Below are 12,955 nucleotides of genomic sequence, written 5' to 3' on the forward strand. Positions count from 1 at the left end.
GACAGAAGAGAGCGCCGGTGTCCGCGTCCGGCCGGAACGCCGGACGCCGACACCGCTCACATCAGGCAGGCGATACCGCCGTTCGGGCGAGATGCCGGGCGAAGAACCGGGCCGCGCTGTCGGCCTCGAACCTGGGCAGTTCCTTGTGCTTGCCCGCGTTGACGTGCAACGTCTTCTCCTTCGAGGCGAAGGCGTCGAAGAGCGCCAGACCGGACTCGCGCGGGATGTGCTCGTCGTCCCACTGCAGGGCGAACTCGATCGGAACGGTGATCTGCTTCGCCGGCTCGGCCAGGACATCGGGCCAGTGCTGGCCGAAGACCGCTGCGGTGATCCTGGGTTCGGCGGCCACCAGCGGCACTCCGATTGCGGTGCCCATGTTGATGCCGAAGTAGCCCACCGGACCGTCGGCGCCGATCTCCGGAAGCTCCTGGAGGGCGTCCAGGGTCGCCTGCCACTCGGGTACGGCGAGCTCTGCGAGGTGGGCGTTGTAGCGGACGACGATCGGGCCTTCCGGCTCGCCCGCCGCCCTTGCCCGGTACAGCTCGGCGATCTCCTGCTCGTCGTGCGCGGTGCGCGGCCGGTCGCCGTGCCCGGGCGCGTCGATGACGGCGACGTGGAAACCGCAGCCGGCCACGAGGAGCCGTGCACGGCCCGCCATCGCCGGGTGCTTCTTGTGGTTGCCGCCGCCGTGGCCCATCAGGACCAGGGGTGCGCGATCGGCGCCGGTGGCCGGCGACCAGAGAACTCCGGGGATGTCACCCACGGTGAAGTCGCGCTCGACCATGCCGTTCGACGAGGACTCGGCGGTGAACTGCAGAGAGTGCATAGGTGTTGCCTTTCGGGAGTGCCTTGGTGTTGTGGCGCTCCCGGCGACACCTACGTCAATCGCCGGCCGTGACGGAAAGGGGGAGCACCCACGTCGATACAGCGTTCATGGGTCTCACCTCCTCGGGCGTTTCACCGTCGCGCACAAGCTACCAAGCCGAGCGTCGTCCTGACCAATTCTTTTTCCGTCGCCTGGTCAGAACCCTTGCCGCGCTCGCCCGTACCGCAACGCCCCGCCCAGCCGGCATGACGACCGCGCAACTCCACGCCGTCCGCCGCACGGCCGGTGACACCGACACCACCGAGGAGGCGGCCCAGTGACCACCTGGAAAGTCCGCCGCCTGGCCGTGCCCCGGCCGAACGGCTCCCGCATCCGCGTCGACGCTGTCCCCGAGCACCGCCTGCCCCGGTGCGGGCAGCGCGGGACGCCCTTGCCGCCACCGAGGCGGAGGCCGACACCTGGGTTCGCATGGCGGGTCTGGCCCAGGTTGTTGTGATGCGGTGACGCTGGGTAGTGATTTGGCTGGTCCCCGCCTGAGGCCGGGTGCCATGTCTCCGCGCGGCACCGGTGGACGCGGTTGTCCCGCGTCCACCGGTCGCGCCGGGCGTGGGGTGCCCCGTTCCCGCCCTCGCCGTCCGGATCTGCACGTGGTGATGTGCTGTGCGTTGTGCATTGTCACCTGTACGCGATGCTGAGCTGCACTGTTTGTTGGGGAATCGAACCCCGGCGTTGCTCTCCACGCGCCAGGGGCCGGATAAACCGCCGACCCGCGGTGTGTGCACGCCTCCGCGACGACTACCTGCTCCCATGCCCCGTTCCGGGTTCACTCCTCCAGGAGGTCGACCTCCCAGTTCGTCCGCTGGATGAGTACGTCCACCTCGCGGATCTCCTTGGACAAGACGTCCGCCTGTGCTCGGAGCGCGGCGACCGGAAGTGCGGAGAACATCTTCAGCTCGGACCGAAGCTGCCGTGCAGCTCCCCGCTGATCGCGTCCGGCCGCCGCGTCGGCCGCTGCCGTGACCACAGAGTGCCGCAACCGCAGAACGTCCCGGCGTGCGAGCACATCGGTGAGCGTGCCGTGGCCATCGATCACGGCCGTGGAGTTGGTCCGGTTGATCCGACGGATCAGGAGCTCGAGCTCATCCATCACCTCGCCCGCCTGTGCCAGGACCTCCGCCGCATTCTCGGCAGGGACCTCGCCCTCCTGATAGCGAGCACTACCGACAACGCGTGCCCGCAACTGCTCCACCCGCCGCACCGCATCCGCGCGCTGCGCGAGCGCTTCAGCAAGTTTCACCACGCCATCACTCCTGTGCGCATCCGAACTTCCCGCAAGTATGCACGTCAGCGGTGGGATGCGCATGAAGCCGCCGGATCAGTGCCCGGTCGACGCCGGCGGGAGCATCCGGCGTTGGGTGGTTTGAACTGAGCTCTGAACCGGGTTGTTTGACGCGGTCACAGAGCGTCAGGCCGGAAGGGCTCGCTCACATAGTCGGGGAGTCGCTCGCCCGGGTGGTGCGTGAGCCGACCTCGCCGAGCGCTGCCCCGGTCTTGGCCGCCGCCTCGGTGCAGGCCGGTCTGTTGGGAGGGGGGCGGGCTCCGACGCCTGCGCCTTCGGTGGCGGACAGCACCAGGAGCGCGGCGCCGGGGCCCGTCCCCGTGCGTGCGGCGCTAATCGAGCATGTCGGTGAAGTAGTTGTCGTGCTTCTCCCGGAAGGCCTTGAGCTCGTCGCGGCTGCGCTCGGCGTACTCCCCGGCCTTCTCGAAGTACTCCTCGCGCGGGGCGCCCGGCACGAAGATCAAGAGCATCGACACCGGGTCGTCGGAGGCGTTCTTGAAGGCGTGCAGTCCTCCGGCCGGTACGTAGAGGAAGTCGCCCTCCCCGCCGGTGACCCAGCCTTCGCCGTTGAAGAGTTGCACCTCGCCGGAGAGTACGTAGAAGGACTCCGAGATGGTGCGGTGGAAGTGTTCCTCGGCGCCGGCCGCCCTGGGCCCCATGTCGATCTTGTACATGCCGTACTCGCCGCCGGTGGATGCAGAGGTGGCCAGGTAGCTGATGTTGAACACTGTGGAGAATCCGGCGTCGGCGTCCGTGTCGGCCCGACGGAACAGCGCGCTGGTCTCTCCCCTATCTCCGAGGTAGCGCGGTTCGGGGTAGGACATGGCGGCTCCTTCATGTGGCGCGGCCCCGCGTGATCCACCGCGGGAATTTCAGAGTGGCCCGAAATGATCTGGTTCGCCCATCGGGCCCGGCCCGGACCGCCGGGGGCGGGAGGGGGGCCCGTTCTCCATGGCGGTATCGCCGGCCCGGGACCAGTACTCCGTTCCGGCGTCCCCGGGCGATCGGCTGGTGGGGGAACGTCCGCAGCCTGCGCCTCACCGCGACCGCCTGCCCCCTGCCCCCTGCCCCCTGCCCCTTGCCCTCCGCCGCGAGATCACCGCGCGCAACGCGGAGCGCACCGGCCTTGGGGTCCGGCTGACCGGACACCGGCAACGCGCGCACGACGGACCGATCCGAGCCGAGATGCGGACGCCGAGCAGCTCGTCACCTTTCGGACATGCTGAAGTCCACTGGCGGTCAGGCGTTTCGGCCTGGCGGTACTTCGGTAGAGGGACTAGCGTGATCTACAGAGCAGTCGTGGTTCCGAAGTCGTTCGCCCGCGGTCACCCTGACACGGGCGTTTTTGCTGTCCAGCCCCTCCGGACCAGGGCGATTACCTCCGAACCCGCACCGCGTGGGTTCGTATCCCTCCGAAGGAGACAGGCATGGCCAAGGGCACTGTGAAGTGGTTCAACAGCGAGAAGGGCTTCGGCTTCATCGAGCAGGAGGGCGGCGGCCCCGACGTCTTCGCCCACTACTCGAACATCGCGGCTCAGGGCTTCCGTGAGCTGCAGGAGGGCCAGAAGGTCGAGTTCGACGTCACCCAGGGCCAGAAGGGCCCGCAGGCGGAGAACATCCGGCCCCTCTGACCTGTGCGTTGAGGCCCGGCACCCCACCAGGTGCCGGGCCTTCGTGCTGTGGGCCGCCCGGCGTGGTCCTTGCCCGTCCCCGATACCGCGGCCCCGAGGACCAGGACGATCTCGGCCTGTTGTTGCCGGCCTGACGCGTCAGTTCGATGCCCATCGCGGACATGGTGGTGCCCCGACCCGGGATCAGCCGGCCGGGGCCTCCGTCGTCTGCCGACTGCGTGGCACGGTGACAGGCCCCGCATGGCACCTGCACGTTCCGGGCCCGGCCGGTCGGCGAACGCAGCCTCGAACGGATGGTCACCATGCCGTTCCCGCAGCCCTTCGCCGAGCACCGGCGGTCCTTCGTCCGCACCGGCCCCGCGCCGCCGGTCCGGGCCTGCCGTGCCACGCCGAGGGCCCTTGACTTCGCCGGCCCTGGCGCCTGCCCGCCCCGGTCGGCAGCGCCCTGCTTCGAGCACCGCCACCATGTACGGCCCCGTTTCCTCCCCTCCCGTCGCAGCTGGTTGACCGGACGGCCGGTCCGGAGGGCGGGACCGCACCCGTCCGTCCCACCTCCTCGTGCGGGCCGGGGTGCGGGTGGTCCTCGGTGGGCACGTCGCCAGAAGCGGTGAGAGGTTCTGCCTCTCAGGTGGGAGGAATCCGGTCCTGGCGTGGGGCCTGGTCGGGCGCGCAGGGTGGGCGCGGCGGCTCTGGACCGGGGAGGGCGCGGCCTGCCGCGGTCGTGGTGGGTCGTCCCGGGGCGGGCCGCTGAACGGCATGGGGAAGGGGAGGTGTTCCGGGGTGATCGCGGCACTGCTCATCGCGGCCCCTCGCAGCCGTCGGGCGGGGGGCGCCCGGTGTCCGCGGCGGCTGTCCTTGACGGGGCAAGCAGAGTCGGTATCTACTTCACTCGACAACCACTTGCTTGCTGAGGCAAGTTCCGGCGCGCCTGCTGCGCCCCCGAATCACCCGCGGAGTCCGGTCGGAGTCCATGGATCCCGGGACGAACCGCCTCCGGTACGCGATGAAACGCAGGACGGGACCGATGAACACACTCCGCCACGTGCTTCGACAACTCGGCGGCTCCCGCGGGCGCTCCGGCCCGCACCACCTCTGACGCTGCTCCGACGACGCCCTTGCGGGCCACCCCGTCCCCGCAGGGCCGCGTGGGCCGACGGAGTTTCCGGTTCCCAAGGGCGGGGCGCGATGCGGAAGGCGGCCGAGTGCAGCGGAGTTCCGGTCCGGACGGTCCCCGGTTCGTCGGACGCGACGCCGAGCTGCGGCGCGTGACGGAGGCACTGAGACGACGTCCCGCCCTCGTCCTGGTGGAGGGCGAGGCCGGGATCGGCAAGAGCCGCCTGGTGCGAGAGGCCCTGGCGGAGGTGGTTCCGCAAGGGCCGCGCCCCCTCGTGGCGGTCTGCCCGCCGTACCGTGAGGCACTGACCCTGGGACCGATCGTCGACGCTGCCCGCCAGGCCGCCCCGAGCGGCGCCGAGGTGGCCGGCCTCGGGCTTTCGGCGCTGGCCGGGACGCTACGGCCGCTCTTCCCCGAATGGGCGGACGGCCTGCCCCCCGCGCCTGAGCCGCTGGCCGACGCGGGCGCCGCCCGGCACCGCCTGATCCGGGCGTTCGCAGAGCTGCTGGGCCGGCTCGGCACCGGAATCCTGGTGGTCGAGGACGTGCACTGGGCGGATGAGGCGACATTGGAGCTGCTGCTGTTCCTCGCCGCCCAGCAACCGCAACCGCAGATGCCACCGCGACGGCAGGTGCCACCGCCACCGCTGCCGCTCAGCCTGATGCTGACCTACCGCCCCGAGGAGGTGACCGCCGACTCCCTGCTGCTCCGTCTCTCCTCCCGGGTCCCGACAGGAGCAGGAATCAGCCATGCCCGGGTGGACCTCGGCGCACTCGCGGTGGCGGACACCGCGGAGCTGGTCTCGTCGATGCTGGACGACGAGCAGGTCTCCGCCGCGTTCGCAGCGTTCCTGCACGAACGGACCGCGGGAGTGCCACTCGTGCTGGAGGAGTGCGTCCGGCTGATGCGGGACCGGGCGGACATCGTCCGGCGGGACGGCGAATGGGTACGGCGCACGCTCGGCGAGATCGCCGTGCCGCCGACCATCCGGGACGCCGTCACCGAGCGGGTTGCCCGACTGGGCGCGGACGCCCAGCGGGTGCTGCTGGCCGCTGCCGTACTGGGTGACCCGGCGGACGAGCGCACGCTGGGCGCAGTCGGCGGACTGGCCGGGGCAGAGAGCTCGGTGCTCGCCCCCGTGGTCGCCGCCGCGGTCTCCAGCGCTCTGCTCAGCGGCCTGCTCGTCGAGGACGCATCGGGCCCGGGCCGGATCGCCTTCCGCCATGCACTCGCTGCGCGGGCGGTGTACGACCGGGTGCCACCCGCCGAGCGGCGGGCCGCCCACCGGCGCGCCGCCGCCCTGCTGGAGACCGCCCGGCCGCGGCGGATCGGACGCCTCGCCCACCACTTCCGGGAGGCGGGCGAGACGGCGCGGTGGTGCGAGTACACCGAGCAGGCCGCGGATGTCGCCCTCGCCTCCGGCGACCACCTCACCGCTGTGACCCTGCTGCACCAACTGATCACCGAGCCGCTGCTGCCCGCCGAGGCGGTCGCTCCGCTGGTGCGGAAGATGCCGTTCCTGTCGTTCACCGGCTATGCCCGGCGTGCGGAGGCCGTCGCCGCCCTGCGTGCCGTCCTGGAGACGGACCGGCTCGGTCCGCGCGACCGCGCCGATGTGCGCGGCCAGCTCGGGAGGGTGCTGTTCAGCCTCGGTGACTACGCCGCCGCAGCGGTCGAGTTGGAGCTGGCCGTACCCGACCTCGGGGAGGGCACCTTCGTCGATGCCTGGGCGATGACCGTGCTCGGACTGCCGTGGGTCGGGCCGTGGCCCGCCACCACCCATCTGCGCTGGCTGGACCGGGCGCAGCGGTTCGCGGCGGGCGCCGAACTGGCTCCGCACGAGCGGATGTGCCTGCTGGTCAACCGTGCGACCGCGCTCCTTGAACTGGGCGAGGAGTCGGGCTGGGCCCTCGCGGAGGAACTGGGCGACGACGAGTCCACGCCGCAGCTGGCCGTGGAACGCGCCCGTGCGGAGCTGAACATCGGCGATGCGGCGATGCGGTGGGGGCGGTACACGGAGGCCCGGGCCCGGCTGACCCGCGCCGTCGATGTCGCGGGCCGGCAGGACCTGGAGATGGTCCGGATCATGACGCTGGTGACGCTGCTGCGTCTGGACTACCTCACCGGTGCCTGGCAGGGGCTGGCCGAACGGGCGGAGCACTGGGCGGGCACGGCGGATGTGCCGGTCTGCCGCCTGGAGGCGCTGCTGGTGGGAGCCCAGCTGAGGCTGGCGACGACGGAGGGGGACGGACAGCTCGAAGAACTGCTGCGGACGATCAGGGAGGACAGCGAGCGCCGCGGCATCATCGCCCTGTGGCTGGAGTCCGCCGCGGCCCATGCCCGCCTGCGGCTCTCCGCCGGCGACGCCGAGGAGGCGCTTGCGCTCACCGAGGACTCCGTACGCCTGATCACCGGCAAGTCCATGTGGGTCTGGGCGACGGAGACCGCGCCCGTGCGGGTGGCGGCACTGACCGCGGTCGGGCGGCGAACGGAGGCGGAGCAGTTCGTCGCCGCCTTCGAGGAGGGGCTCCGCGGACGGCACGCCCCGGCGGCGCAGTCGGCACTGGAGGAGTGCCGGGCGCTGTCCGCCGAGGGCCGGGGGGAGTTCGAGGCGGCTGCCCAGGCATGGGGCGAGGTGGCCCGGGCGTGGTCGCGGCTGCCGAGGCCGCACGAGGAGGCGCGGGCCCGGGAGGCCGCCGAGCGCTGCGTCCGGGCCGCGCGGGGGGTGTGGCGCGGCGGGCGGCGCGGATACGGGAGCAGGCTGTCGCCGCGGGAGCTGGAGGTCGTACGGCTGGTCCGGCAGGGGATGACGAATCGTCAGATAGCGGTTGAACTGTCGCGGTCGCCCAGCACGGTGGCGGCACAGCTGAAGTCCGCGATGCGCAAGTACGGAGTGACGTCCCGGACCGCGCTGGCAGTGAGCGTGACGCAGGCGGGACTCGACTGAGAGGCGCGACCGCTCCGCCTCGACGTGGCCATTCTTTAACCCATCTGCCCAATCGCAAGCGTCCGTTCACCCGACCCATACTCGCCGGGGCCGCGTCCGCCAGGGGCGCGGCGACGGAGGGGCGTTCATGAGCGGTGCAGCCGAGGCGAGCCCGTGCGATCACGGTGCGCACGGCGAACACGGCGAACACGACGAGCCCGAGGGCGCGGACGGGGAGACAACCGACCGCGAGGAGCCCTCCGGCTACGAGCCGCTCTGACCTCTCCCACCCCCGAATGAAGGGTTGCTGTCCATGATGAGACGCGCACGCCTGCGCGCTCCGGTTTCCTTCGTCATAGCCGCCTGCCTCGGCACCTTCGCCGGGGCCCAGACCTCCGCTGTCGCCGCCGATCCGGCGGCCGGGGCCCGGCAGCACGCCGCCGGGCAGCCTGCGGCATCGCTCGCCCCGGGGTCCACGCTGGCGGCCCAGCTGGCCGCCGTACGGGCGCAGCAGCCGGCTTCGGCCGCCCCGGCCGGCGCAGTCGGCAGCGTGACCCCGGCGTGCGAGGTGCCCAAGTCGAAGACCGCGGCGCGGTGCTTCGCACTGCACGTCAACAACACGACCGGCCGGTCCGCCTCCGACACCCCCCACGGCCTGACGCCCGGTGACCTCGTCAGCGCCTACAACCTGCCGAAGGACGGGGGCGCCGGTGCGACGATCGCCATCGTCGACGCCTATGACAACCCGAACGCCGCGGCGGACCTCGCCGTGTACCGTGCGCAGTTCGGCCTGCCGCCGCTGAAGCCCGGGCAGTTCACCAAGGTCAACCAGCGTGGGTTGCAGCGTGACTACCCGACGGCCGACGAAGGCTGGTCAGCCGAGATCTCGCTCGACCTCGACATGGTGTCGGCCGTTGCTCCCCAGGCGGACATCGTCCTGGTCGAGGCAGACAGCGCCGACTTCGACTCGCTCGGCCAGAGCGTGAACGAAGCGGTCGCCCTGGGCGCGAACTATGTGTCCAACAGCTACGGGTCGGGATACTCGGCGATAGCGGGCTCTGGCGAGTCGCCGGACACCGTGCAGTTGTCCAAGAAGTACTACGACCACCCCGGTGCCGCGATCGTGGCCAGCAGCGGCGACGACAACTACGGGGTGAGCTACCCGGCCTCCTCGCCGTATGTCACCTCCGTCGGAGGCACCTCGCTGGTCCGCGACCCGTCCACCGCGCGCGGATGGAGCGAGTCGACCTGGAACAGCGGCAGCCACGGCCCGGGTTCCGGTTGTTCGCTCATCCAGCCGAAGCCCGCGTTCCAGAAGGACACCGGCTGCGCACAACGCACCGTCGCCGATGTGTCGGCGGTTGCCGACCCCGCCACCGGTGTGGCGGTGTACGACACCTACGGCTCCCACTACGGCACCGGCTGGGTGCAGTACGGCGGCACCAGCGCATCCTCGCCGATCATCGCCGCGACCTATGCGCTCGCCGGGTCGATCCCCGACGGCGGGGAGCCCAACAGCTATCCGTACGCGCACCCGGGCAGCCTCAACGATGTGACCTCGGGTTCCAACGGCACCTGCCAGCCCGTCTACCTCTGCCAGGCAGGGCCGGGCTACGACGGACCCACCGGCCTCGGCACGCCGAACGGGACCGCCGCGTTCTCCAGCGGACCGTCCGGCGTACTCAGCGGAACCGTCACGGAGGGATCCACGGGCAAGCCGGTCTCCGGCGCCGAGGTCCATGTGTCCGGTGCATCGTCGGCGTCGGCGGTCACAGGTCCCGACGGCACGTACCGGATGCGGTTGTCGACCGGGGCCTACGACATCGCGGTGAGTGCCTTCGACTACGGGGACACGTCGGTGGACGGCGTCACCGTCAGCGCTGACGCGACCAGCACGGCCGATGTCAAGCTCACCAGGATCCCGCTGGTGACGGTCAGCGGGACCGTCGCGGACGCGTCCGGGCACGGCTGGCCGCTCTATGCGAAGATCACGGTCGACGGCACGCCCCTCGCGCCGGTCTACAGCGACCCGGTCACCGGCAGGTACTCGGTGAAGGTGCCGCAGAACGGCCACTACGCGCTGCACGCCGCTGCCAACATCCCCGGTTACACCGAGCGCGACACCAGCGTGACCACACAGGCCAAGGACACCGTCCACGACATCGGCCTGACCGCCGAGGTGCTGCCGGAGCTCGGCTCCGCGCCCGGTTACACCCAGCAGTCCGAAGGCAACAACGAGACCTTCGACGCGTCCACCACGGCGCCGGCCGGCTGGAGCGTCGACACCGCGGCGGGGGACCCCTGGCTCTTCGAGCACGGCCTGCTGAACTTCGGGAACTTCGGCGATGCGCACGTCGAGGGCTGGACCGGCGGCAGGGCGGGGGACACGACGCTGATCACCCCCGAGTTCCAGGTGCCGGCCGTCGAGACACCGTTTGTGTACTTCAACACCCACGTCAACGGCGGCCTTGCCACGGTGGAGTACACCAAGGACGGCGGCAGGACCTGGACGACGGTCTGGTCGGAGAACGGGGAGTACACCGGTGGGGTCGGGTTCACCCTTCCCTCCGACGGCAAGGCGGTCTCCGCGCGTCTCAGGTTCCGCTACCAGCAGTACACATCGGAGGCGGGCGCCGCAGCGGGCTGGTTCCTGTACGACGTCCGGACGGGTGGCGCCAAGCTGGTCAAGCAGCCCGGTGGCCTCATCGTCGGGAACGTCACCGACGGCAACACCGCGAAGCCCGTCGACGGTGCGACGGTGGCCCTGGCCAACGGGCCGGAGCAGCCGGTGCACAGCGCTCCCATGGCCGGACGCGTCGGTCGTGAGGACGGCTTCTACTGGCTCTTCACCACGTTGACGGGCCACCGGTCCGTCACCGCGAGCATGCCTCTCTACAAGACGGCCTCCGAGAAGGTGAAGCTGGTTGCGGACCGGACGACGGGCGTCGACCTGGCGCTGCACGCCGGCCGGCTGGGGACCAGTGGTCCGGTCAACGGGACCGTGGCGCCGGGGCGTTCGGTGACCCGTGACCTGACACTTACCAACACCGGCGATGCGCCCCTCAGGGTCAAGCTCAACGAGTCCGCCGCAGCGGGGGCTTCGGGTCCGGCCTGGAGCGCGGCTGCCGACCTGCCCGGCGTCACAGCCAGTATGGTCGGCGGCAGCAATGACGGCACCGTGTACGCGGGCCTGGGCTCCGGCGCCGACGCCTTCGTGCCGACGGCGGCGTTCTACGCCTACGACCAGAGCGGCCGCACCTGGCAGCAGAAGGCCGACGCACCCTCTGCGGTCGCGGCTGGATCCGGCGCCTTCATCGGCGGCAAGTTCTACGTCAGCGGCGGCTACTGGGTCGCGCCGGACTTCTCGGCGATCGGGATCGAGACCAGGACGCAGGTCTACGACCCCGCCAGCGACTCCTGGAGCACGGCGGCCGAGAACCCCAATGCGCTGGCGGACGCAGGCACCGCGGTGCTCGACGGCAAGCTGTACACCGTCGGCGGTATGACCGTGGAGGACGCCTTCCACAGCAACGTCAGCGTCTACGACCCCAAGACGAACAAGTGGAGCACGGTCCACCCCTACCCCGAGCGCATCTTCGGTGCGTCGTGCGGTGGAATCGACGGCAAGCTCTACTGCGCCGGTGGTCTGGCCGCCCTCACCTCGGGCGGTGCGGGAGGCCGGGAGGTCGAGGACGCCTTCGTCTACGACCCCGCCCGCGACTCCTGGACCCGGATCGCCGACCTGCCGATCGACATGTCGGATTCGGCGTACGGCGTGGCCGACGGACGGCTGCTGGTCTCCGGTGGATTCACGGACAACGCCGAGAATGTGACCGCCCAGGCCTACACCTACGACCCGGAGATGGACTGGTGGTCCCGGCTGCCCAGCGCCCAGGCGGGGCGGAACCACGCGGTGGGCGTCGTCGGGGCGGAGGGCTTCTACTCCCTCGGCGGTGTGGCCGACAATCTGGCCACGTCGGCGACGACCTCGGTGCTGTCCGGCTACGACCGTACCGACGCCGTGGACGTCCCCTGGCTGTCGGAGAGCAGGACCGTGCTGACCATTCAGCCGGGCCGGCATGCGACCGTACGGGTCAGGCTGGACGCGAGTGGGGCGGCGCCGGCTACGTCGGCGCCCGTGACCGCGTCGCTCGGATTCGAAGTCGACGGGCCCTATGACACGGGCACCGTGCCGGTTTCGATGACGGTGCAGCCGCCGCGCCACGGGGCGGTCGGCAACCACTGACGAGGGCGCAACGGCGGTGGGACCGGGTGCTGTGCACCCGGTCCCACCGTCTTTTGGCTGTGCATACGCCGTCCACGCCCGGGCCCTGACCTCATCGGCGCGACCACCGGCCTGCCCACGGCGTTCGGCCCGACCGCGGCCTTCGCCAGGGGGCGCGCCGTCGCCCGACCGGGGTCACCGCTGTTCGGCGAGTTCCCGCAGTCCGTGTTCCAGCAGTGCGAACGCGTGTTCCGCGTCGGCCGCCGCGCCCGCGTAGCGCGCGTCGGCGGGCTCCCCGTAGGCCATGCGCTCGGCGTTGTCCTGGGCCAGCGCCCACTGGACCGAGACGATCTGGACGGCAGCAAGCCGCGCGTGAGTTCCGGAGTGTCCGCCGTTTCCTGCAGTGCCTGGGCGAGTGCCCGTTCGGCGCCGGTCTTGAAGCGCTCCATCCGAGCCACCAGCGAGGGTGCGTCGAGGATCATCCGGTGGACCCTGCGCACCTGGGGGTGGTCGTTGAGTCCGGTGATCGGGTCCCGTTCGCGCAGCCCCTGGAGGAAGTGCTCGCGCAGTGTGGTGAGCGGGGCGGTCCGGGGCGGGCGGGCCCGCACCACGCGTGCGGTCTCGGTCTCGTGGTCGGCGAGGAGATGCACCACGAGGTCTTCCTTGGTCGGGAAGTAGGCGAAGAGCGTGCGTTTGGACACCTCGGCCGCCTCGGCCACCTGGGCCACCGAGACCTGGTTGAAGCCGTGCTCGAGGAAGAGCGTGATCGCCGCCTCGGAGATCGCCGTGTGGGTCCGCTGCTTCTTGCGTTCCCGTAGCCCTGGCTTGCCGTCCACGGCGTCCACCGTAGCAAATGGCTTCCCCGGGAGCATTTCTGCACCTGGTATACATTTG

Annotated in this window: 7 protein-coding genes and 1 pseudogene; 4 read left to right on the top strand and 4 right to left on the bottom strand. The window is 71.1% G+C overall.

Features of this window, described 5'->3' with window-relative positions; translation table 11 throughout:
- Positions 1 to 61 precede the first annotated feature (61 nt).
- The 3 genes from AB0761_RS33980 to AB0761_RS33990 form a co-directional block, all read right to left on the bottom strand.
- A complete protein-coding gene (locus AB0761_RS33980) occupies positions 62 to 826 on the bottom strand; it encodes an alpha/beta hydrolase (protein WP_377273097.1) in 765 nt (254 codons plus the stop codon).
- Between the two features lie 823 nt (positions 827 to 1,649).
- On the bottom strand, positions 1,650 to 2,123 hold the full coding sequence (locus AB0761_RS33985) for a DIP1984 family protein (RefSeq protein ID WP_377274470.1): 474 nt from the start codon (positions 2,121 to 2,123) through the stop codon (positions 1,650 to 1,652).
- 374 nt (positions 2,124 to 2,497) lie between these two features.
- Entirely contained in the window at positions 2,498 to 2,989 is a 492-nt protein-coding gene (locus AB0761_RS33990) for a cupin domain-containing protein (RefSeq protein ID WP_377273098.1), read from the bottom strand.
- A gap of 603 nt (positions 2,990 to 3,592) precedes the next feature.
- Here AB0761_RS33990 and AB0761_RS33995 point away from each other — a divergent pair.
- The 4 genes from AB0761_RS33995 to AB0761_RS34010 all read left to right on the top strand — a co-directional run bounded on the left by AB0761_RS33995 (position 3,593) and on the right by AB0761_RS34010 (position 12,082).
- Entirely contained in the window at positions 3,593 to 3,796 is a 204-nt protein-coding gene (locus tag AB0761_RS33995) for a cold-shock protein (protein WP_062048923.1), read from the top strand.
- Between the two features lie 1,202 nt (positions 3,797 to 4,998).
- The gene (locus AB0761_RS34000; RefSeq protein ID WP_377273099.1) at positions 4,999 to 7,857 is read left to right on the top strand and encodes an AAA family ATPase; all 2,859 of its coding nucleotides are present in this window, start codon (positions 4,999 to 5,001) and stop codon (positions 7,855 to 7,857) included.
- Positions 7,858 to 7,984: 127 nt separating this feature from the next.
- Positions 7,985 to 8,116: a hypothetical protein gene (locus tag AB0761_RS34005; RefSeq protein WP_377273100.1), complete on the top strand. Its 132-nt coding sequence runs from the start codon at positions 7,985 to 7,987 to the stop codon at positions 8,114 to 8,116.
- Between the two features lie 33 nt (positions 8,117 to 8,149).
- Complete coding sequence (locus AB0761_RS34010; protein ID WP_377273101.1) at positions 8,150 to 12,082, top strand: carboxypeptidase regulatory-like domain-containing protein; 3,933 nt, start codon at positions 8,150 to 8,152, stop codon at positions 12,080 to 12,082.
- Between the two features lie 174 nt (positions 12,083 to 12,256).
- On the opposite strand, the pseudogene AB0761_RS34015 reads toward AB0761_RS34010, so the two are convergent.
- Positions 12,257 to 12,897 (bottom strand): annotated as a pseudogene (locus AB0761_RS34015) (TetR/AcrR family transcriptional regulator).
- Positions 12,898 to 12,955: the final 58 nt, after the last annotated feature.

The sequence above is a fragment of the Peterkaempfera podocarpi genome (assembly GCF_042466665.1).
Taxonomy (GTDB): domain Bacteria; phylum Actinomycetota; class Actinomycetes; order Streptomycetales; family Streptomycetaceae; genus Peterkaempfera; species Peterkaempfera podocarpi.